The 22,646-nt window shown below is 58.5% G+C and carries 20 protein-coding genes and 1 pseudogene; 12 read left to right on the top strand and 9 right to left on the bottom strand.

Going from position 1 to position 22,646, the window contains the following annotated elements; genetic code table 11:
- The first annotated feature begins 45 nt into the window (after positions 1-45).
- From Enr13x_RS20110 to Enr13x_RS20090, 5 genes are all read left to right on the top strand, one after another.
- Positions 46-744 carry a hypothetical protein gene (locus tag Enr13x_RS20110; protein WP_197455222.1) on the top strand — a complete coding sequence of 233 codons (699 nt, stop codon included), beginning with the start codon at positions 46-48 and terminating at the stop codon, positions 742-744.
- Complete coding sequence (locus Enr13x_RS39020) at positions 738-1,334, top strand: hypothetical protein (RefSeq protein ID WP_145388716.1); 597 nt, start codon at positions 738-740, stop codon at positions 1,332-1,334. Before Enr13x_RS20110 ends, Enr13x_RS39020 begins: the two co-directional genes overlap by 7 nt.
- Before the next feature lie 125 nt (positions 1,335-1,459).
- Positions 1,460-2,551 (top strand): phosphoribosyltransferase, encoded by a 1,092-nt coding sequence (locus Enr13x_RS20100; RefSeq protein ID WP_231743663.1) that lies wholly within the window; start codon positions 1,460-1,462, stop codon positions 2,549-2,551.
- Between the two features lie 158 nt (positions 2,552-2,709).
- Entirely contained in the window at positions 2,710-3,072 is a 363-nt protein-coding gene (locus tag Enr13x_RS20095; RefSeq protein ID WP_145388714.1) for a hypothetical protein, read from the top strand.
- Entirely contained in the window at positions 3,069-3,992 is a 924-nt protein-coding gene (locus Enr13x_RS20090) for a radical SAM protein (RefSeq protein ID WP_197455220.1), read from the top strand. The genes Enr13x_RS20095 and Enr13x_RS20090 overlap by 4 nt, the downstream gene beginning before the upstream one ends.
- A gap of 518 nt (positions 3,993-4,510) precedes the next feature.
- Here Enr13x_RS20090 and Enr13x_RS20085 read toward each other — a convergent pair.
- From Enr13x_RS20085 to Enr13x_RS39435, 3 genes are all read right to left on the bottom strand, one after another.
- Positions 4,511-4,765: a hypothetical protein gene (locus tag Enr13x_RS20085; protein WP_145388712.1), complete on the bottom strand. Its 255-nt coding sequence runs from the start codon at positions 4,763-4,765 to the stop codon at positions 4,511-4,513.
- A gap of 1,085 nt (positions 4,766-5,850) precedes the next feature.
- Positions 5,851-6,072 carry a hypothetical protein gene (locus tag Enr13x_RS20080; protein WP_145388711.1) on the bottom strand — a complete coding sequence of 74 codons (222 nt, stop codon included), beginning with the start codon at positions 6,070-6,072 and terminating at the stop codon, positions 5,851-5,853.
- Positions 6,073-6,704: 632 nt separating this feature from the next.
- Positions 6,705-6,827, bottom strand: a complete 123-nt coding sequence (locus Enr13x_RS39435) for a hypothetical protein (RefSeq protein WP_261344141.1) — start codon at positions 6,825-6,827, stop codon at positions 6,705-6,707.
- 287 nt (positions 6,828-7,114) lie between these two features.
- On the opposite strand from Enr13x_RS39435, the gene Enr13x_RS20075 reads away from it, so the two are divergent.
- Positions 7,115-8,344 carry a DUF1015 domain-containing protein gene (locus Enr13x_RS20075; RefSeq protein ID WP_145388710.1) on the top strand — a complete coding sequence of 410 codons (1,230 nt, stop codon included), beginning with the start codon at positions 7,115-7,117 and terminating at the stop codon, positions 8,342-8,344.
- Positions 8,345-8,818: 474 nt separating this feature from the next.
- Here the strand turns inward: Enr13x_RS20075 and Enr13x_RS20070 are convergent, their stop codons facing one another.
- The 4 genes from Enr13x_RS20070 to Enr13x_RS20055 all read right to left on the bottom strand — a co-directional run bounded on the left by Enr13x_RS20070 (position 8,819) and on the right by Enr13x_RS20055 (position 13,379).
- The gene (locus tag Enr13x_RS20070; RefSeq protein ID WP_145388709.1) at positions 8,819-9,880 is read right to left on the bottom strand and encodes an exonuclease domain-containing protein; all 1,062 of its coding nucleotides are present in this window, start codon (positions 9,878-9,880) and stop codon (positions 8,819-8,821) included.
- A 255-nt stretch (positions 9,881-10,135) separates the two neighbouring features.
- The gene (gene rimI / locus Enr13x_RS20065; protein ID WP_095739449.1) at positions 10,136-10,612 is read right to left on the bottom strand and encodes a ribosomal protein S18-alanine N-acetyltransferase; all 477 of its coding nucleotides are present in this window, start codon (positions 10,610-10,612) and stop codon (positions 10,136-10,138) included.
- 402 nt (positions 10,613-11,014) lie between these two features.
- Complete coding sequence (locus Enr13x_RS20060; protein WP_145388708.1) at positions 11,015-12,283, bottom strand: nickel-dependent lactate racemase family protein; 1,269 nt, start codon at positions 12,281-12,283, stop codon at positions 11,015-11,017.
- A 16-nt stretch (positions 12,284-12,299) separates the two neighbouring features.
- Positions 12,300-13,379: a tRNA dihydrouridine synthase gene (locus Enr13x_RS20055; protein ID WP_145388707.1), complete on the bottom strand. Its 1,080-nt coding sequence runs from the start codon at positions 13,377-13,379 to the stop codon at positions 12,300-12,302.
- Between the two features lie 211 nt (positions 13,380-13,590).
- Here Enr13x_RS20055 and Enr13x_RS20050 point away from each other — a divergent pair, with 211 nt between their 5' ends.
- Positions 13,591-14,625 carry an aldose epimerase family protein gene (locus Enr13x_RS20050; RefSeq protein ID WP_145388706.1) on the top strand — a complete coding sequence of 345 codons (1,035 nt, stop codon included), beginning with the start codon at positions 13,591-13,593 and terminating at the stop codon, positions 14,623-14,625.
- A 265-nt stretch (positions 14,626-14,890) separates the two neighbouring features.
- On the opposite strand, the gene Enr13x_RS20045 is transcribed toward Enr13x_RS20050, so the two are convergent.
- Complete coding sequence (locus Enr13x_RS20045; RefSeq protein WP_231743661.1) at positions 14,891-15,616, bottom strand: 3-keto-disaccharide hydrolase; 726 nt, start codon at positions 15,614-15,616, stop codon at positions 14,891-14,893.
- 172 nt (positions 15,617-15,788) lie between these two features.
- Between Enr13x_RS20045 and ilvD the strand changes: the two genes are divergently transcribed.
- The 5 genes from ilvD (at position 15,789) to Enr13x_RS20020 (ending at position 20,923) form a co-directional block, all read left to right on the top strand.
- Positions 15,789-17,465, top strand: coding sequence for a dihydroxy-acid dehydratase (gene ilvD / locus Enr13x_RS20040; protein WP_145388705.1), 1,677 nt, complete (start codon positions 15,789-15,791; stop codon positions 17,463-17,465).
- An 81-nt stretch (positions 17,466-17,546) separates the two neighbouring features.
- Positions 17,547-18,533, top strand: coding sequence for a WD40 repeat domain-containing protein (locus tag Enr13x_RS20035; protein WP_145388704.1), 987 nt, complete (start codon positions 17,547-17,549; stop codon positions 18,531-18,533).
- Positions 18,530-19,447 (top strand): PSP1 domain-containing protein, encoded by a 918-nt coding sequence (locus tag Enr13x_RS20030; protein WP_231743660.1) that lies wholly within the window; start codon positions 18,530-18,532, stop codon positions 19,445-19,447. Before Enr13x_RS20035 ends, Enr13x_RS20030 begins: the two co-directional genes overlap by 4 nt.
- 62 nt (positions 19,448-19,509) lie before the next feature.
- On the top strand, positions 19,510-19,956 hold the full coding sequence (locus tag Enr13x_RS20025) for a Minf_1886 family protein (RefSeq protein WP_145388703.1): 447 nt from the start codon (positions 19,510-19,512) through the stop codon (positions 19,954-19,956).
- A gap of 154 nt (positions 19,957-20,110) precedes the next feature.
- Positions 20,111-20,923: a class I SAM-dependent methyltransferase gene (locus tag Enr13x_RS20020; RefSeq protein WP_231743659.1), complete on the top strand. Its 813-nt coding sequence runs from the start codon at positions 20,111-20,113 to the stop codon at positions 20,921-20,923.
- 403 nt (positions 20,924-21,326) lie between these two features.
- On the opposite strand, the pseudogene Enr13x_RS20015 reads toward Enr13x_RS20020, so the two are convergent.
- Positions 21,327-22,488 (bottom strand): annotated as a pseudogene (locus Enr13x_RS20015) (transposase).
- Positions 22,489-22,646 lie beyond the last annotated feature (158 nt).

Genomic DNA, 22,646 nt, shown 5'->3' with positions numbered 1-22,646 from the left:
ACATCGCCGTCAGCTCCAAACCTCGGTCGAGTCATCCTCCGATGTATGAACATCAGCGGGGAGGATTACGAGATTGGTGAGGCGGTCGTGTGGGATGACGTTCTCTCAGTCACCGATGCCGATGATTTCAATCCACGCGAGGCACTGGTGGACTTCGTGTGCGAGGCTGATCGACCGACATGGCACGACAGCGTCGCCTCTCTCGGTATCGTGCTGGACGACACGCCTGATGATGACTTTGGGCGGGTCGTGATCGGTGGTGCTGCCGTTGTTCGGTTGTCTGACGCGACCGATGGAGCCTATGCGTTCATCGATCCATCAACGCCGGAGCGCTGGAAGCTATCAGCCAGCTCCGGTTACAAGGTCATCGACAAAATCAACGACGATTGGGCGGTCGTAAACCTGTCCAGTTTTCAGCCGCTCTGGCGCTACGAGCTGACGCAAGACAGCCAAGCGCCGAGCACGGCCACCGCAAAGTTGATCGCGCTGGATGGAACCGAGTTCGCGGCGTCGATCAACCTCAGTGATCCACTGAGCACGACGACGTACCGGGAGACCGGGGACAAAGGCTACTGTATCCTGACCGGGGACAAATTCGAGGCGTTGGTGCCAGCGCCCAAAACGCTCCAGGTGGTAACCGATTTCATCGTTGGCGAATCGGGTATCACCATCGAGCGAAAAAATGTCACGGTATTCGGCACCGAAAACGTGGACGATGAGGTGATCGAGGGGACTGAGTGCTGATGACGTTCCCGATTTTTAACGACGGTCTGATTCTGTTCGCCGATGGCGCCCCGGCAATGTCGGATAACTGCTGCTGCGGATACTATCGAGCCAGCTACGGACCGTGCTGCCCAACAACAGGCGTCGGGTGTAGGTGGCCTGCTGCACCAATTAGCGGGTTGACGTTTTCGTGGAGCACCTGGAACAGATATCCCAGCTCCCCGCTGGTGTCCGAGGAAACAATCGAAGGGCTGGTGTCGCAGTCCGGTGTGTCATACACAGACCAAGCGGATCGCCCCGACAATTGCCCGCTGAATATGTACATCCCTGTTACCGGTGAGGTGCGCACGCATGGCACCGACAGATTTGGGCAGCCCTACGACAACACGGTTGAAATCGACAATTACGCGATCTTCAAGCCCAATAACAGCCAGCCGCGATATCAAGACGGGGAATTCATTTACTACACACCGAGTGGCTATCCCTACAACTTGCCTGTTTCGCCTGGAGGCGATTGCTTTGGTGATAGGAGCTACACAGGCTCTTCCAGTTCATCGACGCAATCAGAGTCCGTGTCGCTGGACTTTTACATGGACGCAAGGAACTGCTGAAGAAGATGAAGACATACAAATCCACGTGCGTCCACTGCGGGCGACTGACGGCACTAAATGAATCCAACGAGTGCCAGGTATGCCAAAGCAAACGAGAGGCCGGACAGCCGCTCCCGAAACGCAAGGTGAAGCCACGAATCGTTGACCGCGCACACCTGCAAAAGTCGATTGCTATCTGCGAGACCAACCAGTGCGGTAACTGGGGCACGCGAGACGGGCGCACCGGGTGTCTGTTGTTGCCGAAGCCTTGCGACATCGAACGACGATTGCTTGCCGGTGCTGGTTGCGTGGCTGACCCGCCCCAGTTTGGGCCACACCAGCCACCGGGGCATGCTTTCGCGCCGAAGGCAGACGCCCGATTTGTCACCGCACGAGACTTTCAGCAGGACATTCTACGGCTAGCGGGCATGGTGCCCAATGACATCGGTTTAATAGTCGGTGTTGCCCGTTCGGGTATGTCCGTTGCGTCGATGCTTGCGATGTATCTTCACCTTCCGATGGCAGCGATCAGGCAGACTCAGGGGGACGTTGTCCACGTGGGCAACGGGTGGCGGTTGAATGAATCAAAACACGCGATCAAAAAGACGCGGGCGCTGGTGGTCGATGATACCGTGATGACGGGCAACAGCCTCAAAGCCATACGCCCTGTGATGGATAGAGAGTTTCCGGAAGCGACCACGGCAGCTGTCTACGTCAATCCTTCTGCGAACGTCAAACCAGACATACACGTGGTGGATTTGCCATGGCCGCACCTGCTGGAGTGGAACCTCTTCAATTCGGTGATGAGCCCGAACACGGCTTGCGATTTCGACGGGATACTCTGCCGGGATTGCTCACCGGAGCAGGACGACGACGGGGAGCGTTATCTCGACTTCATCCGGAACGCCAAACCGCTGTACGTCCCACGCAAAGAGCCAGTGCCGCTGATTGTCACCGCAAGGATTGCGAAGTACCGCAAGCCGACAGAAGCGTGGCTGAGACGCCATGGGATGCGCTGGTACAAACTCGTGATGCACCCGGCCAAGACGTTGGCGGAGCGAAACCGGGACGACATCGCCGCGTACAAGGCACGTCACTACTCGGAATGGCTGGAGACTCACACACCGAACCCGGCGCCCGCCATGTTTATCGAGTCTGATGACCGACAGGCGCGGGCAATCGCACGCAACGCAAAACGACTGGTCGTCTGTCCGTCTACCGCAGGGGTCTACACCTGATGCTCTACGTTCGCGGACGATTTCTTTTTATCCACATTCCGAGGACTGCGGGAACATCGATCACTACAACGCTAGCGCGCCATGTGCTGAGCGCCAATCCAGAGGCGGACATTCTGCTAGCCACCGGGCTGACGCGACCGTTGCACCAGCACGCAACCGTGACGGAACTTCGGAATCACATCCCAGACTGGAATGCGATTTACAGATTCGCCGTGTATCGTGATGCCAGCGAGATCATCGAGAGCGACTATCGGCTGCACCGGAGTCTGGCGGATGCAATCTCACTGGAGCCAGAGTTTCAGCAAAGCGTAAGGGCGGCCGGTGGGGAATCGCTGCAACAGTTCGCCCGCAGACGCTGGCACCCATGGACGCATGGACGATCACCGTGGGACCACTGGACGACGGGGTGTGGTGACATCCATCGCTATGAGTTCACGGCGCTGTCGACCGAGTGGCCGCGACTGTTGGGCTCACTTGGGCTACCCGAGATTCCGCTAATTCAATGCAATGCGAGCCAATGATCAATTGCTGCAAGGTCCCCTTCGAAACGATTTACCTGCATCACGGCTGGGGCAGCACCTGCTGTCCAAACTGGTACGACGCATACGACAAGCGAACGGATTACACCCAGGAACCCCAGGACGTCTGGCGCGGCGCGGTGATCGAGTCACACCGCCGAGAAGTTGCATCGGGCGACTACTCTCTGTGCCAGCGTTGCCCGTTGGTCGCTGATGAGGGGATGAAAGCACCAATCCGGGGCGACTGGGAACACGGCCCGAAGTATGTGCACATCGCCGACAGCATGACATGCAACCTGCACTGCTGGTCGTGTCGGGCCGGACGGTGTCTGTCGGACCCGTTAGCTGATTCGGAATCAGCTGAGCGTTTCCTGCGGAGGTTCTTGGAGCACTACCGAACGACGATTGAAGAGGTGACGCTCCTGAACTCTGGCGAAGTGTTTGCGTCTCAGCGTCACGTGCGGCTGCTGAACGAGTTTGATTGGGGAACGATCGGTATTGGCATCATCACCAATGCAACGTTGATCGAACGCAAGTGGGCAACGGTCCAAAAGATTCACGGATCGATTCAGCGGTTTATCGTCTCGCTCGATGCTTCGAATGAGGAAACGTATTCAAAGGTCCGACTCGGTGGATCGTGGGACGCAGCGGTACGCGGTATGGAATTGATCCGGGATCTGGGGCGTCCTCTCGTCCTGCATTACGTGATAAGCGACAAGAACGTGCGTGACATTGCCAGATTCGCCGACTGGGCTCAGCGATGGGCTCCGGAGCGAGTGGAGCTTATTCCGTTGGCAAGAACCTATGCCCGCGATGATTGGGCAGATCGGGACGTGTTTCGAAGTGGCCACTCGCTGAACCACATCCTGCAAACGGAGTTAGCAACCGCCACAACGATCCCAGGTGTGCGGCTGCTGTCGTGACTGGAAGCTAGTTGAATTTGCCGCTGCGTAGTCCGTTTCGCCAAAACTTCCCGCTCTGGCAGACGTCCTAGAAGATCAGCCACTTGCCGGCGGCCTCTGACCACTGATACCGAGTCTTGCACCCGGTACACATGGTACGTCCATTGACACTGTAAGCGTATTCTCCGCGATCAATTCTCGTCCGGCAGTCAAAACACCGGCACGCGCGTTTCGGCACGATCGGCATCGGCTCTGTTCGGTCTTCAGCTTGCATGGTCACATCCCAGGCGGATACTCATCGGCGTCGTGCCGCGGTTCGCGTATCCAAAGCTCTATCGCCGGCAGCGAAAACCACCGACGACCGTTCTTCTTCAGCCGCTTCCAAAGCGACTTGTTCGCAGCACACCAATCATTCCAGTAAGTGGTGGGCCTGGACCCTTCAACCATCAGCCGGGCAAGGTGTTCCGGCAAAATGCCGGCTCGCACGACAGGATGGTCCCAATCCCAGTTTTCCACGTCATCGTTTTCGTGATCGCACGTCATTGATGCGCACCATTGCTTTCAGTGGCCCGACGCTCACGAATCCCCTGCCATTCGCTATGCGGCATCGCCGCCGCCGTGATGGCCGCGATGATGTGATCACCAACCATTTCCCAGATTTTTCCGTTGTTCACCCGCAGATACGGGATTGCGTGCTCGTTGATCCAATCCTTGGCTTGCTGCGGTTTCCCAAAACGGAACCGCTCTTGCACGTCGATGTGTGAGTACGTTTTCCCGCGTTCAAAGCGAACCATTGCCCTGCTCCTTTGAGTGTCTGCCCGCCGGGACATCCGACTGGCCAGACCGGTGAGAATCTTGTGGCCGAAACGGACTGTCAAGCAAAATTCGCCGTTCGACGCGCCTCACCGTGAGGCGCTTTTTGTGGCCGGTTGCTGCACGACCGATCCGTATCCGGTGGACGCTGCGGAACTTACGATGAGCCTCACCGTGAGGCATAAATCCCGAGAAAAACTCCGAGAAAAACCTTCGGGATCAGTGTCAAGAACGCCCATTCCAGCCGCTTGCGACGACGCTGAGAGCTTCGGGCCCACTGGACGCGTTTTCGTCCCGGGCGGCTACGTCCCGCCGTGTAAGCGTCCAGGCGAGGGCGGCGGGGCAATCTAACCAAGAGCCAAATAGCCGTCGCTCTGGCCGCCCTGAAGGACGCGGGAGAGAGGCGAGGGGCGAAAGTGGGAAAAGTTGCCCGCGGCCAAGGTTTTCAAAAATCAGCTAAATTGCGGGACGAAACGACACAACGTCGCACAAACCGCGCGGCGGTTTTGGTTCTAAATCACGACAAGCACCTGATGGAGAGTTCAATGAGCACCGCGGTCAGACCAGTCAAAGCGAAGTACCTGTTCCGTGACGACGACGGCTAGATTGACCCGCAGGCGTTGCCGCAATCTCAACCCCAGCCGCAGACCTAAACGGGAAATGTGGAAAACTTGCCCGCGAAAAAACCGCTAAATCGCCGGCTAATACGGAATCGGACTCAAAAGGCTCGGGGCGTTCCCGCGACAAGCTGGGCGAGGAAGCGAGCGACCGGCGGCGGATCGGTTACTGATTCCGACTGAGCCGCCGTTCTAAAAAGCGCCTCACCGTGAGACAGATTCGGACGCGAAAAGTTGTCCCACGGTGAGACAACTTTTCGTGGGACAACCCACCCTGCGGATCATCGGCTGTTCATTGCGCTCCGATAGGCCGTGCGGCAATGCGTACGGGCCGTTGCCATCTACGGCGAAGAGATTGGCCGCAATCGCGTCACGGCTGCTCTACGGGCCGCTGAGGCGACGTGAGGCCGCTGCCGACGATGCGGCGAGCGTTTCACTGGCGGCCGGCTCTACGGCGACAGCGGTTCGCAGAGCACGTCCACGGTTACAGTGGTGTTATTGTCCACGAAGTAGAACTTCCGCCGGACCACTTTCCATTCCGACGTGCCAAAGTTGAGGATGTCGCCAGGCATTGGGATCACTGACGGCTCGCTGCCGCTGATCTCAACCGAGTCCCAGCCATTGGAAATGATAGATTCAGTTTGGTCTGTGAATCTGACTTCATATTCCATCTGTGAGTCCTCTGCGGAGTATGGGGTGTCGAACGGGCAAGCATCGCAAAGATAATAGTCCGCCGGCGAGCAAATAATGCGACTTGATGAACCATGGGGGAACGAATGGCATTCCGTAAGCGACGGGTGATCGAATCCATGCAACAAACAAGCTCGCCGTCCGAAGCGTCCGGAGGATGTTCGTTCGGGGGGGCATTCTTGATATCCCGCATCAAGAATCGTGGTTCTTAACCTGTAGTATCAAAATCAACGCCACTAATTGCACGAAGCAGTGCACCCAGATAACATGTTCTGCTAAGTCGGAGACGGCTTTTCCTTTGCAAAGGTCAAGAATTGGGAAGGCGCACGGTTCGTCCTGTCGATCCGGAGGTTGCGGGTTCGAGTCCCGTCCGCGTCGCTTCGAAAATCGCCCGGTGTTTCACCGGGCGATTTTTTTTTACAGCCACTGCATCGACCACCAACATCCAACGGTGCCACCGCAGGTCCAAATCGCCAAATGGTGACACCCACCGTTTTCCTGTTGCCTCGCTTTCAGAGAGTTCGTCTGAGACCGAAACGCTCTGGCGCCCGATGCATCCGCGTTCCTCTAATGAAGCCCACACTGCGAACACACATCGTTGACTGAAACTGAGTTAGTACAAGCCGCGATCGACTTCGCCAACCGGCGGTATCCGAGCCAATCGTCGGTCGTTGCCGCCCTGCTCACCGATCGCGACGACGTGTACACGGGCGTCTTGACGTTGATCATCTCTCACGCGTATCGCGTGATGCCTGATACACGAAACTTACGCGAATGGCTTACCGCATCGGCGGCTGGCGTGGGGTCACGGTGGGGTGAGGTTGCGTGGGATTCCGGGCAGTGGCGCTGACGCCAGCTTCTCGAGTTCACTGGCCGTAGGGCATCAGCGCGTTGCCTCCATCGACCTGTTTGGTGCCGGCCGTCGGGCCTTTGGTGCGGGGGTGTCGCAGAGTCGGTCGTGGGCGTATAACGGTCGCGTTTCTGATTTCCCTCCCCTGTTTCTTCAGCGAAAAAAACTCTCCGATGCCACGCGTTCAACCGTTTCGTGCCGTTCGCCCTACCGCGGAAAAAGCTGCCCGAGTCGCCAGCGTTCCCTACGATGTCGTCAATCGCGAGGAAGCCGCCGCGCTCGCCGAAGGAAATCCGGATTCGTTCTTGCACGTGGTTCGTCCCGACATCGATTTGCCGGCGGAAACAGATCCGTACGCCGATGAAATCTACGCCAAAGCCGCCGAGAATTTGCAGCGGCTGATGGGCGACGGTGTGTTGCAGCAGGACGATGCCGAAAGCATTTTCCTGTACCGCCAGATCATGAACGGCAACAGTCAAGTCGGTGTCGTGTGCTGCTGTCACGTCGAGGACTATGAGAACAACCTGATCCTGAAACATGAGTTCACGCGCCCCGCGAAAGAAGACGATCGGACTCGACACGTGATGACGCTGGGCGCCCACGCAGGCCCTGTGTTCCTGACTTATCGCGATGATCCCGACTTGAACGGATTGGTGGATGCGGCGGTCCGCGAAACCCCGCTGTACGATTTCACGGCCGACGATGGCGTGCAACACACCGTGTGGAAGATCGAAAAGACCGCCGGTTACGTCGCGAAGCTCACCGCGGTCCCCGAGTTCTATGTCGCCGATGGACATCACCGGGCCGCGAGCGCTTGGCGTGCCGGAAAAGCTCGCCGCGAAGCCAATCCCGATCACAACGGAAACGAAGAATACAACTGGTTTTTGACGGTGCTGTTCCCGGCGTCTCAATTGAACATCTTGGCGTACAACCGGATCATCAAAGACCTCAACGGCCAAACGCCCGATCAGATTCGCGAACGACTGAGTGAAGTCGGCAGCCTGGAAGAAACGAGTGATCCTGTTCCAGATCGCGCGGGAACGTTTTGCATTTACCTGGATGGGAAATGGTCGCGTTTGCGAGTTCCGGCCGATTCGATTGATCACCACGATGCGATCAACAGCTTGGATGTCGCAATCTTGGAGCAACGTGTGATTCGTCCGATCTTTGGAATCGAGGATGTTCGCACCGATCCGCGAATTGACTTTGTCGGCGGGATCCGCGGGACAAAGGAATTGGAGAAACGCGTCGACTCGGGCGAGTGGGCGTTTGCGGTTTCGATGTTCCCGACCTCGATTGAGCAATTGATGGCGGTCAGCGATGCCGGCGAAGTGATGCCGCCCAAGAGCACGTGGTTCGAACCCAAGTTGCGGAGCGGATTGCTGACGCACTTGCTGGATTGATCGAAGCGGCGTCGGGCGAGTGATAGCGAGGGCTTCGATGAAGCATTGGCTGCCGCTAGGACGCGAGCATTCGGGGTATTCCCGCCGCCGTGGGGATGCCGATTCTGTTACTGCAGGATTTGGCAACTGATTTAGATTCTCTCCCCCTGGGAGGGTTCTTCCGCGAATTTAGTGGCTGCTCTCGGATACTCGGGGAAGGTTTTTTGAGGGATGACTGCGATGTCCGATGGTTCTGTTCGGTCTGATGGCGAAGCCAGCTGTAGCGGAGACGGGCTCTGCGGAGGAGCAACCCGCCTAGGAATCACCTGGTCTGCGATGCGGCGAAGGTGCTTCGTGCCCTCCACCGGCCCGCATCGCCGGAGGGGCGTTTGAACCGAGCGGTTGTCGTCCAACACCCATTCGGACATCGCAGCAATGCCTCAAAAAACCTGGGTCCTGAGTGATTAGCCACTAAAATCCACGAAGAACCTCGTCTTAAAGGCCAAGCCGTGACAGGAATTCGCTTTCCGTTAGGATCTCGAGTTCCGCTTGACCGGTCAGGTCATCAACCTGTTGTTGATCGACATCGGACGAGCCGAGCACGACGCAGTTGGTCGATGCATCGACGTCGTCTTGGTAAACGCCGCCGCTGCGGCGGGTCAAGTCGATGGCTTGTTCATTGCTGATCACCTGCAGACGGCCGACAAAGACGATCTGTTGGCCACGCAGCGGTTGAATGAACTCGGCGCGAATCGACAGTCGTTGCAAGTCGATGGCGGGTTCGGTGGATGCCGGCGATCGTGTCGCAGGATCGGCGTAGGCTGCTTCGGACTCAGCGACGATGGCGTGTTCGTCGAAGGGGTTCACCGGAAGCGGCAACAATTGGCTGCCGCCGCGCCGCAGCGTCCGCTTGGGAAGGCCTTTGTCGGTCTTTCGTTTCGACGCCGACTTGCGTGGGTTGCCTTTCTTTGACGCATGGCTGACCCCCCAGGGGCCTGCTTTTCCGCGCACGATGCGGAGCTTCTGTTCCAGGTCTTCGATCGACTCGGCGGCGCGGGCGATCCCGGCCGCCAACAAGACTTTGGCGCACGCCCGCGAGTCCTCCAATGCGTCGTGATGCTTGAACTCCACGCCCAGCCAATCCGAGAGCGGCTTGAGTCCGAAGCGACGGCGGTCGGGCCAGGTTTGACGCGCGATCAGTCGAGTGCAGGAAAATCGTAGATCGGGGATGTCGCAATGGTGTCGCTGCAGGCATCCGATCAACACGCCGATGTCAAACGGGGCGTTGTGGGCAATCAAACAGTCGTCGGCCAGGAATTCGGAAATCTCGCCCCACAAATCGCCAAAGGTCGGTTCGTGCTGGACGTCCGCCGGCGAGATGCCGTGGATGCGAATGTTGCCCGGTGAAAAGAAGAACGGATCCGGGCGGATCATCCACATCTGCTCGCGGACCATTTGGCCATCGCGGACGACGACGGCGGCGAGCTGACAAGCGCTATCGCGCCGTCGATTCGCCGTCTCGAAATCGATCGCCGTAAAATTTGCCAGGAACGCCATGGCGAAAGTTTACGGACCGACGCCACGATTTCCCAGTGGCGTAAGCTTCAATGCCACTTGCTTTGACGCCAAGCGGGCTGCTCTGGTTAGCGGTAGGGCGCGAGCCCTCCGGTCTTTCACGGTGTTTTTGAAACGCGACCGGACGGCGCGCGCCATTCCGCTAACACCTAGAGAGCCTAAGTAAGTGGCATCGGGCGTAAGCTTCCAGCTTGCGATTCAGTCAGGTGGTTTCTGGCAAGCAGGATGCTTACCCCACTAGCCGGCCATGCGGGAGATGCGGTTGCCGGGTTGGGCGATTTCGCTGGCGCTGGGGTGGTAGCGGTATTGCATCAGGTAGGCGTCTTCGACGGTGTCGTCGTAGAAGTCGCGGAGCACGCTGATCGCCCGGAATCCCAGGTTTTTGAAGAACAGTTGGGCGTCCAGGTTGGTTTCCCGGACTTCCAGCATGATGCGATTGCGACGCTCGTGCGACAGCTTTCCGAACAACTTGCTGCACATCGAGTTGCCGACGCCGTGGCGGCGTTGGTCGGGGTGGACGGCAAAATTCAGGATGTGCAGTCGGTTCTTGTGCAGTTCGTAGATCATGAAGCCGACGATTTCGTCGTCTTTCTCGGCGACCATGCCGATGCAATTGCGTTGTCGCAGGCAACGGATGAAGTCTTCCTCGGTCCACGCGAATTCGAAACAATTCTGTTCGATTGCGAGGACTGACGGCATGTCGCGGCGAATCATCCAGCGGATGTGCACGCAGACCGGGGTTTCTTTGGCTTGTTTCACTTCTGGGCTCCTTTCCAGCGAGACGAAACCCGGCCGGTGTCACCGGTCCGGTCATTCGATAAATGCGTCAACAAAACCAGCAAATCGTCCCGATCATCGCGTCGTTTGCCGTGTGCGGGGAAAATAGCAAACGACCCGTTACGAACCAAGACAGATTGTGAAGTCTTTCGAATTGGCGCGTTTTATTCTCTCACTGCTTTGATACCGAGACGCATGTGCCCCGCCCCGACTGGATCCGCATGACGTTTCGGATCAATCATCGAGGGCGCTGCGTCTTTCCCATTGATTTGCTTAAATTCAAACGGTTCTGGCGGGGGGATGCTACCAAAATACCGGCAAACGGAGAAAATAGTTTTGCTAACTCAACTCAGCTTGCCAAAGCCCTAGAGCCGGGTTCTGGATGTAATAGAACTCGCTGCCGTCGACGTCGGTGTGCCAGCCGTCGGTCAACGTGCTGACGTTGTACCGGTTCATCAACGCGTTGATGTCGCCGGGGGTATAGCCGACCGACGAGATCTCCTCGGCCGAGAGCTTTCCCGCCCCGTAGACGACTTCAAAGCGGTTTTCATGGGAGCCGTGAACCAGGTGTGCCGCGGCCGATGGGTTGGCCGCCAAGTCTTCGTTTTCGGCCACCAATTGCACGATCTCTTTTTTGGTGCGGTAACCGTATTTGCGAATCAACCGGTCAATCTCGCCATCTTCCCCAAACTCTTCGACCGCCGGTCCCAGGATGGTCAGCCGGCCGCCGGTCGCGATCGCCAAACGGGTCCGATAGATCGCCTTGTTGCCCAGCCAGGTGCTTTTGAATTCCGACGGATCCAGGTAGGCGACGACGTGCTGGGGCGGTTTTTCGAGGTGGGTGATGTTGACCTGATAGGCGAGTTCGGCGGCTTTGAAGAACGTCTCGTGATCATCGCCGATGTACAGGCCTCGCGTGTGCAGCGTTCCGTCGCGCATTTGTTGGATCACGGTCAAGGCGTAAACGATCGGCATGCCCTGACAGAATTCGTCTTGGGCGTAGTTCAGGATTTGCCGCAGCGGCGTGTTCGCCCGCCCCAGCGTTTGTTCGATGCCGTAGACGGCGCTCAAGTAATGGCTCTCGTTGATCCCCTCGACGCCGCCGGTTCCGACAAAGACGTTCTTGTTGTAGTTGGCCATCCCGATGACTTCGTGCGGCACGACTTGGCCGATCGAGAAAATCAGATCGTGACCGCCGTCGCGGAGCAGTTTGTTGACTTGGGCTTTCCAGGGTTTGTCGTACAGCCCCCCCGTGACTTCGGAAACGTAGGATGCCGGCACGGTGCCCAAGGTCACCACGTCGTCGCGCCAGCGGTGGGGGCGAAACAGATCCAAGGGCACGCCGGGGAACATGTGCGCCAGTTGTTCGGGCTTCATGGCGCTATGGGTGCCCAGGGCCGGCATGATGTCCGCGACGCGTTGTCCCAGCATCTCGTGGCACAGCGCGGTGATTTCACCGGCGCGGCTGAACAGCCGTGTGTGGTCGGGCGGCAAAAGCAAGGCCTTGTCGGGCAGCCCGATCTTGGCAAAGGTTTCTTCGAGCGCCCGTCGTAAATCGTCCGACGTAAGCGAAGTCGATTCGCTGCCGGTTTCAAAATAAGTCGTCATGGTCCGTGGTCCGGTGTCATTCTTCCTGGCTGCCGTGGCAATCGCGGGGGATCATCCGCCCGGGGCCGTCGCTGCCGTACTGGATTTGAATCGCGGATTCGAAATCGTCCCGCGTTTTGATTTTGACAAACGCCTGGCGAACCGATTCGTATTCCGGGTGCGATTGGCTGTATTTAATGGCGAATTTCCTCATCAACAAGGGGGCCCGCCCCTCGCCATAGGTCTGTTCACAGAGCGAAAAGTGTTCGCGCATGACATCGGCTTGCTGGTGCAGCGACGGCGGATCGGGCAGCGATTGGCCGCCAGCGAGCGCCCGGGCTTGTTGGAAAATCCAGGGGTTGCCGATCGCTCCGCGGGCCACGGTGACGCCGTCGATTCCCGTTTGGTCGATCATCCGCAAGCAGTCTTCGGCGGAGAACAGATCGCCGCTGCCGAGAATCTGCATCGATCGACCGACGTGTGATTTCACCTCGCTTAAGAACTGCCAGCGGCTGGGGCCGACATAGCGTTGGACGACGGTCCGGCCGTGCACGGTGGCGGCGGCCAGGCCGGCGTCCCTGGCACCGTCCAGGATCTCGAAGAACGCGTCGCGGGATTGCTGTGTCTCGTCGATGCCGCGACGCATTTTGACGGTGACCGGGATGTGGGGGGGGACGATGTCGCGGGTTCGCTGCAAAATCTCGATCGCGACCTTCGGCTGTGACAGATGAAATCCGCCCCGACATCGCCCCAAAACCTTCTTCACCGGACAGCCGAAATTGACGTCGATGATGTCAAACCCGGCTTCGACCAATTTGAGTGCGCCGAGAGAAAACTGTTCCGGTTCGGCCCCCATCAATTGTCCGCCGACGGGGTGTTCGTCGGGGTGAATGTCCAGAAAGTGTTTCGTCTTTTGCCGTTTTCCCAGCGCCAACAAGAACTGGTCCAGCATCACTTCACAGACGCTGTAACTGGCACCGTGTCGTCGTGCGATCACGCGCATCGGCAAGTCGCTGTAGCCGCTCAACGCCGCTTGCACGACGGGAAAACCGATCCGCACGTTGCCGATGTCCAGGTCACGATAGCGACAGGGGGCCGCCGTGCCAGGCTCGTTCATGGGGTGCTTCTTTGGGGGGGCGGTTGCGGCCGAGCGCGATCGGCCGCCGGACGCGATCTGCCGATCGCCGACGTCAACGGTGCCCCCATTCAATTCCCCAAGCGGACCCGTCATGATGTTGTGTGACCTGACCTTGCCATCGATTTGTTTCGTCGCATTGTGTCTGTTTCCCCCGTTTTCCCGCCCGCCAAAACCGTCTTTCCCATCGACCATGAAGATCGAAACCACACCGTTTGGAATCGCCGACGATCAGCCGATCACCCGCTACACGCTCATCAATTCGAGCGGTCACCGAGTCAGTGTGATGAACTTTGGCGCCATCCTGTTGGATGTCCAAGTGCCCGATCGCGACGGGGCGCTGGCCAACGTCAATGCGTGCTTTGGCTCCCTGGATCGCTATGTCGCCGGGCATCCGTACTTCGGCAGCAGTGTCGGTCGGTTCTGCAATCGCATCGGCAACGCAAAGTTCACGATCGACGGTACTGAGTATGCTCTGGTCGTCAATCACGGAAAACACCAACTGCACGGCGGGGTCAAGAATTTTTCCTACCAGGTGTGGACCGCCGAGACGCTGGAGCAGGACGGATCGGTGGGCGTGCGATTCCGCCTGACCAGCCCCGACGGGGACAACGGCTTTCCCGGCAACGTCGAAGCGACCGCCGAGTACAGCTGGAATGACGCCGACGAGCTGAAAATCGTCTACACGGCGACCACCGACAAGCCGACGCACGTCAATCTGACCAATCACAGCTATTGGAATCTGGGCGGCGTCGGGACGGGGACCGCAACCGACCACGTCGCGACGATTCCCGCGGATCAGTTCTTGGACGTCGACGAGGACTTGATCCCGACCGGCAAGACCAACGACGTGCAGGGGACGCCACTTGATTTCCGTACGCCGACGCCGCTGGGCGAACGCCTGGACCGACTCCCCGCGACCAAGGGCTATGACCACTGCTACGTCGTGCCTGGCGAGCCGGGCCGGTTACGAAAAGCGGCGTTGGTGGCGGATCCCGATTCGGGGAGGACGTTGGAGATTGAAACGACGCAGCCCGGGATCCAGCTCTACACGGCCAATCACCTTGGCGGCGGCCCCGAAAACGCCGGGCTCGGATCCCATGACGCGTTTTGCCTGGAGACGCAGCACTATCCCGACGCGCCCAACAAGCCGAATTTCCCCAGCACGTTGCTGCGACCGGGAGACAAACTCGTTGAAACGACGGTTCATCGTTTCGGCGTCAATTAGTGCTTCGTCAACGTTTAGGCACAGGCACAAATCGCACGGGCATACGTGTTGGTGTGCAGGCTTTCGAGACCGTCCAGCTTAGGGCTAGCGCGAAACGCGACAAATCTGACCGAATGGGTGAGAGGTGGTCGGCGGAGGGGTGTACGACGTCCTTTCTAGGTCGTCGCGCAGAGCCCCACGGGCGACGGCCCGGAAGGGCCATCGTACTCGAAACACCGGTCGTTCATTTGCTGGACGGTTTCTCAAGGCAGGACACCAACGCCGCTCAAAGCTCTTTTAATCTCACGTTTCGGTAATAGACCTCCAGCGGCGGTCCGCTGTGGACCTGCAGCGCGATCACGCCATCGCGTTCGATTTCGGGATCGGGTTCGGTGTAGTCCACCGTTTGGACGCCGTTCAAAAAGATCTGGATCCGGTCGCCGCGGGCGATGATTTTTAACGTGTTCCATTGGCCGCGTTTCACCGTCTTCATCGCCAGCTCGGGTGATTCGGCCAAAAACTTTCGTCGTCTGGATTCATCATACAACGCCCCCCAGCAGGTACCGTTGGGCATGAATCCGATGTCCGCCTGGTAGCCGATGACTTCGGTGTCGTTGGGGATGCGTTTGGTGCGGAATTGAACGCCGGCGTTGTTGCCTTGTCCGACCAATTTCGCTTCGACCGATAACTCAAAGTCGCGATAGGACTTGTTGGTACACAGAAACTGGTTGGCGGGTATTTTTTCGGTCGCGCTTCCGGCAATGATCGCTCCATCCTGGACGCGAAACCACTTGGTGTCACCATTCCATCCGTCGAGCGTTTTCCCGTCGAACAACTGAACCTCTTCGCCGGCCGGGGTGTCAGCGGCTGACAAGCAGGCGGCGGGTACCATGCAGGCGGCGGGTACCATGCAGGCAACGGCGACCAGACAGACCACGGCATCCAGGCAGGCGGCCGGCAACGCCGAACGCGATAATCCGTACAGCAGGTTTGGACGCAGGAGGCTGGGCATGGCAAAAAATCCGATGGCTGGGATCGCCGAGAGTCCGGCGGATTGTGAAACGGGCAACGATCATGATAATAACCGTTCGAGCTCCCGTGCGATCAACCGCCCCGGTTTTTTCCCCGCCGCAAGCTGGAAGCTTACGCCACTCCATCCCCTTTTTCCCCAAACACCGTAACTCATGTCCCAGCTGAACAAATACTCGAGCAAGATCACGCAGCCGAAAAGTCAGGGTGCCTCCCAAGCTATGCTCTACGCGACGGGATTGACCCGCGAGGACATGGACAAGCCCCAGGTCGGGATCGCGAGCGTTTGGTACGAGGGGAACAGCTGCAACATGCACCTGTTGGACTTGGCCGCCGAGGTCAAGGGCGGTGTGGAAGCGGCTGGCATGGTCGGGATGCGATTCAACACCATCGGCGTCAGTGATGGGATTTCGATGGGCACCGACGGAATGAGTTACTCCCTGCAAAGCCGCGATCTGATCGCCGATTCGATCGAAACGATCATGGCGGCCCAGTGGTACGACGGACTGATCGCGTTGCCGGGGTGTGACAAGAATATGCCGGGTTGCTTGATCGCGATGGGGCGATTGAATCGCCCGGCGATCATGGTTTACGGCGGCACGATCAAACCCGGCTTTCGCAACGGAGAAAAACTGGACATCGTCAGCGCGTTTCAGTGTTACGGCCAATTCATCGCCGGACAGATCAGCGACGACGAACGACAAGCGATCGTTGAGAAAAGTTGTCCGGGCGCGGGAGCCTGTGGCGGCATGTACACGGCCAACACGATGGCCACCGCGATCGAAGCGTTGGGCATGTCGCTTCCCTATTCCGCCAGTGCACCGGCGGAAGACCAACAGAAAAAAGACGAGTGCCGACTGGCCGGCGAAGCGATGTTGGAATTGCTAAAGAAAGACATCAAGCCGCGCGACATCATGACGCGGGCTGCATTTGAAAACGCGATGGTCACCGTGATGGCGCTCGGCGGCAGCACCAACGCCGTGTTGCACTTGATCGCGATGGCGCGCAGCGTCGACGTTTCGCTTTCGATCGACGACTTTCAATCGGTCAGCGATCGGATTCCTTACCTGGCCGATCTGAAACCGAGCGGAAAGTTCGTCCAAGAAGACTTGCATTCGATCGGTGGAACGCCGGCGGTCATGAAGTATCTGCTGGAAAAAGGGCTGATGGACGGTTCATGCCTGACCGTGACCGGCAAGACGCTTGCCGAAAACGTGGCGGACTTGCCCGGGTTGAAGGAAGGTCAAAAGATCGTCAGCTCGGTTGAAAAACCGATCAAGCCCAGCGGTCACATTCGGATCCTCAAAGGCAGTTTGGCGCCCGAGGGTGCGGTGGCAAAAATCACCGGTAAGGAAGGATTGAAATTCACCGGCCCGGCGCGTTGCTACGACAGCGAAGAACAGATGTTGGCGGCGCTGGAGCAGAAGCAGATCCAAAAAGGCGACGTCGTCGTGATCCGTTACGAAGGTCCCCAAGGTGGGCCCGGCATGCCGGAGATGTTGACGCCGACCAGTGCGATCATGGGAGCCGGTTTAGGGTCCGATGTCGCGATGATCACCGATGGTCGATTCAGCGGCGGCAGCCACGGATTCATCGTCGGGCACGTCACCCCCGAAGCACAACTCGGCGGGCCGATCGGATTGCTCCAAGACGGTGACCAAATCACCATCGACGCGGAAACCAATTCGTTGGACGTGGCGCTGTCGGACGAGGAGATCGCAGCGCGGAAAGCGACTTGGGCCGCCCCGTCGCTGAAGGCGAAACGCGGGACGCTGTACAAGTACATCAAGACCGTCAAATCCGCCAGCGAAGGTTGCGTGACCGACGAGTAGGATGCCGTGATCAGAAAGCGTTACAATGAAGCTTGATGATTCCTCCCCCCCTCGATTCCCTCCTTGTTCAGAATGCGACTCATGAAAATTCGTTGTTTGGCCGCGCTGTTTCTTGGTCTGCTGACGATTCCCTCCCAGGCTGACGATTCCGGCGGCGGAAAGGCTGTCGATTCCGAATCGCTTTGGATCACCTCGATTACCGCTGCCGGTGACGGAAGTTTTGTCGCCGGCACGGCAACCGGATTGCTGTTGCGTCCCGGATCGGTGACACGGTTTCAAGCCGACGCGGCCGACCAACTGGAACAGCTTTACGAGCATCCCGCCGCCGTGTGGACGGTCGCAACCACGTCCGATGGAAAAACGATCGCCAGCGCGGACTACAAGGGCAATTTGGTGGTCTACGATGTCGAATCCAAGACGCCGACGACCCACGAGGGGGCCTTTGAACGCTGGTGCCAAAAAATCGTCGTCTCGCCCGATGACCAGATGATCGTCGCGGGGAACGAATCGGGGAAACTGTTTGCCTGGAGCGTCGCCGACGCCAAGGTGTCCAAATCGGTTGAACTGAGTCAGGCGTCAATTACCTCCCTGGCGTTTTCCCCCAATAAGACTCAACTGGCCGCGACCGATGGCGAGGGAAAAATCCATTTGCTGAAATGGCCCGAACTGGAAAGCACGGGGGCAGTGGCGGTGGGGGAAGAAACCGCGTGGTGCGTGGCCTACGAAAGTGATGCGTCGCTGATCGTGGGGTCGGCCGATCGCAATTTGTATCGGGTCGAAGCCAAGCCGGATGCGAAACCGGAGTCGATCGCCAAGGGCACGGACTGGATCACCCGGATCGCCGTCTCCGATGCCGGCCAGATCGCGGCGTCGGAAGTCAGTGGAAAAATCCATTTCGCTTCCGGAGGCAGTGTTTCGACGATCGGTGCCGAGAGCGGTGTTTGGGCGCTGTGTTTTCGGGGGGCAGGACAATTGCTGGTCGGCACCCGCAAGAACGGCATCGTCACCGCCGGTCAACGCTGGGCGTGGCAACCCGCCGTCGCGAAAACGGCTGAGGCCAAGGAATGACGAGTCCGGATGGACCGGAACGTTTGACGCCAACGGAACCGCCGAAACCGAAAAAAGGCTGGGAATATGTCGCACGGTTCGGCTCCATGCGAATCCTCGGCGTGCTCAGTGCGCGTGAGAGCTTTCGCTACAACGACCAGGTGGTCGCGCGAACCGAACGCGGAACCGAAATCGCAACGGTGCTCTGTGAAGCGACATCCAACGCGCTCGATTCCATGGACGAGCCCACGGCGGGAAAGATTGTCCGGCGGCTTTCGGAGGATGATCGCACGCAGTGGGAACACATCCAGGCCCAGACCCGCGATGATTTGGCGATCTGTCAACGCTGCGTCGACGCGCGGGGGCTGAAAATGGATTTGGTGGACGTGGAGCGTCTGCTCGGCGGAGAACGGATCGTCGTCTACTACGTCGCCGAGGGGCGGGTCGATTTTCGCCAACTGGTCCGCGATCTGGCCGGCGAGTTCCAGACGCGGATCGAAATGCGGCAGATCGGCGTCCGCGACGAGGCCAAGCTGCTGGCCGATTATGGCGATTGTGGCCAACCGTTGTGCTGTGCGACGTTTTTGAGCAAGATGCCGCCGGTGTCGATGAAGATGGCGAAACTACAGCGATCGACGCTGGATCCAACAAAAATTTCCGGGCGATGCGGGCGGCTGAAATGTTGTTTACGCTATGAGTTTGAGACGTATGAGGCACTTGCGGCCGAGCTGCCGCCGATCGGTGCGGAGATTTTGACCCGAGAAGGCAACGCTTCGGTCTTGGCTCACGACATTCTTTCGCAACAATTGATGGTGCGAACGGAGGACAAACGGAGGATACTGGTAGGTGTCGACCAAGTCGTCCGTGTGACCAAGGCGCCGCCGCCGGCCAAACCCCGCCGCAGCGGGCGAAAAGGCGGCAGTCGAGACGCTTGACGGATGGTCGAGGATGACGGTGTGATGAATCTGATAAATAACGAATCAAGATAGACCGCGACATGAGCAATGAATTGACCAACTCGCCCCTCCAAGCGATGCGAAAGTTGTTGAAGGAGGACGCGCGGTACAAGTACGAGGCCTATCAGTTCATCCGAGAAGCTCTGCAGTTTGCCCACGAGCATCTGCCCGAGCTGACTCAAGCCACCGTTGCGGCGGAGTCAATCTCCAAGGGCCGCCCCAAACACATCACCGGTCAGCAACTCTGCGAAGCCTGTCGTCAATACGCCATCGACCAGTACGGTTACCTGGGCAGCATGGTGCTGGGGTCGTGGGGGATCAAATCGACCAGCGACTTCGGTGAAATCGTTTACAATCTGATCCGCATCGAGCAGATGCGCAAGAGCGAGTCGGATCGTCGCGAAGACTTCGACGACGTCTACCCCTTTGATGGCGCGTTCGAACCCGAATTCTCGTTGCCGAAAGTCGTCGACGATCTGGAATGCTAACCACGCAATCACGCGTCAAAGTGGAGTAAGCATCCTGCTTGCCACTGCGAGCCTGCCGCCGTTGAGAAACCTTTGCAAGCTGGAAGCTTTCGCCACCGTGTCATCCATATTCTCACCTGCCCGGCTTCGCGTCACGCGCCTCACAATCTATTTGTTGGTCGCGACAACGTTGATCGGGACCGCGTTGCTTGGTCCGGCATGTTGCGCGCAAGACGCTGTCGTTGAGGAGAGTTCGTCGGCGGCAGAAACGGCGAGTCAACCATCATCGGACGAAAAACCCAAGGAGCGGGCGCGGAAGAGTTATCTGGGACGCGTCGTCGCGCAACCGATGAGCCATCTCGGCGCGTCCTGGTTGGTGCGACCGGAACGCGATGACGAAGAAAACGCCTCCGAGTCGTTTCAGAAACTTGGGCTCGAACCGGGCATGGTGCTGTGTGATCTCGGCTGTGGCAACGGTTATTGGACGTTGCCGATGGCCAGGAAGGTCGGGCCGGAAGGAGCCGTCTATGCCGTCGACATCCAAAGGGAAATGCTGCAGAAACTCCGTCAACGCGCCGATCAATTCGGCCTAAAAAACATTCGCCCGGTGTTGGGGACGATCGACAATCCCAAACTGCCCCAGAACAAGATCGACTTGCTGTTGATGGTCGATGTGTACCACGAGTTCTCGCACCCGCAATCGATGCTCTGGGAAATCCGACGTTCCCTGACTCCCACCGGAGTCGTTGCGTTGTTGGAGTACCGGAAGGAAGATCCGACGGTTCCGATCAAACTGCTACACAAGATGTCGAAACGTCAGATCATGAAGGAATACGAAGCGAACGGTTTCAAGTTGGTCCGTGAGTACAACGAATTGCCGTGGCAACATCTGATGTTTTTTGCCCGCGACGACAGCCCGCTCGCAGCGATTGAGCCCGAACCGACCGAGCAGGTGCTCCAACGCATCGGCCCCGCCGGCGAGCAATGAACGCGTGCTGGTGTCCAGCCTTTCGGGACCGTTTAGCTTTCTCTATCTATCTGGTATCTATCTGGTATCTATCTGGTGCCACCCACCGATTTACCATCACCGATTGGTGCCACCCACCGATTTACCATCACCGATTCACCGATCACCGATTGGTGCCACCCACCGATTTACCATCACCGATTGGTGCCGCCCACCGATTGATCATCACCGATTGATCCCGCCCACACGCAATACGCGACAGCCGATTCACACCGCTGAGGCCAGCATCGTCAGTGAGTTGCGTCACACAAGAATCGCAGACGCTGCGCCCGATGACGAGGAGACCGGGATCCCCGGTCGAGGGGCAACCGCGGCTCGCTGAATCACTGGTGCGCCGACCGGAGTGATTCGGACCGGAGAAATGTTAGGCGGTGAAACACTCGGCAACTTGTCGTTGCCCCTTCGCCCATTTCCGGCCGCTCGACTCGGCGAACTGCGACATGCCGTTCGGTGAGCCTGCGCAACAACTGTTGCCGAAGTAGCGTTGAAAGTTCCAGACCAAGTCACGCCACATCGACAAGTCGATTCCGAGACGCGAAACCAGACCTTGCATACTTGGCGGTAGCTCTCCCCGCCCCTTCTTCACTCTGTTTCGCAGTCCAACGGAGAAGCTTGACGTAGTCTTTCAGGCTGATCCCGAGAAACCCCTTGTCGCTCGCCCGCACGCCAGCCTGGTTCGGTTGAGCGTCGTTGGAAAGCGTCGACTCATCCAGGGTCAACGGAGCCAGCCATCCGTCGCGGCGGATGCGCTTACCGGTCGGATTCTTTCGTTTGGCCCGCTTCTTTTTACGCAGTTCATCTACCGGCGTGGTGCGACGCTCTTCGCCGGCCTGTTCCGTGGTGATCGGAACCAGATCAAAAGCGGCCGAATCGATTTCTTGACCCTGCTCCCCTTTGATCCGATCGTATCCGGACGTGTGGACCGACTGGTCGGGCGATTCCGCCATCGCGGCACGGACCGGGTTGAGGTCCACGTACATCGCACACGCCAGCAATCCGGCCTCATCGGTGATGCATTGCAGTTTAAATCGGCCTTCCCAAAATCGACCGGTGCACTCGTCTTGGCGGTTGGCCATCCGCGCGATCGGCTCGCTCAAGGAACGCATGAACCAAGAGATATCCGACAAGCGACGACGCACTTCGGCAAGCCTCTCTTTATCGGAGACCAACATTTGAACATCGTTTTCGGTGGGCTCACCCAAATGTTCTTCCATTCGGCGGCCGGGAAAGACTTTTAGCCAGCGAATCGCGACCTCTTGATCGGTCCATGCGGCGACGACATCGGGGCGATTGCGGAGGACCAAATGCATGTGATTGGACATCACGGCATAGGAGAGGACATCGATGCCGAACACAGACGCCAGCGCTTCCATCCGCCGCCGAATCCACTCGCGTCTGAATCCGTAGTCCTTGCCGGTCGCCTGATCGACCCCGGCTAAAAAAGCACGCCGGACACACCGCTGAACGGCATGCACGATCGACACTTCGTCACTAGCAACCTGTTCCGAACGCAGCGGACGTCCCATTACAAATCCCTCCCCATGAATCCGTGGTGGTGCGATTCTACCCCGGTGGCGACGGCGAGTCAAATAAATGGTGGGTGGCACCATTTGGAAGTGGTGGGTGGCACCATTTGGAAGTGGTGGGTGGCACCATTTGGAAGTGCTACCCCGGTGGCGACGGC

The organism is Stieleria neptunia, from assembly GCF_007754155.1.
In the GTDB taxonomy this organism is placed as follows: Bacteria; Planctomycetota; Planctomycetia; order Pirellulales; family Pirellulaceae; genus Stieleria; species Stieleria neptunia.
The sequence above is the reverse complement of the archived record's forward strand: the minus strand, read 5'-3'. Positions and strand labels throughout refer to the sequence as shown.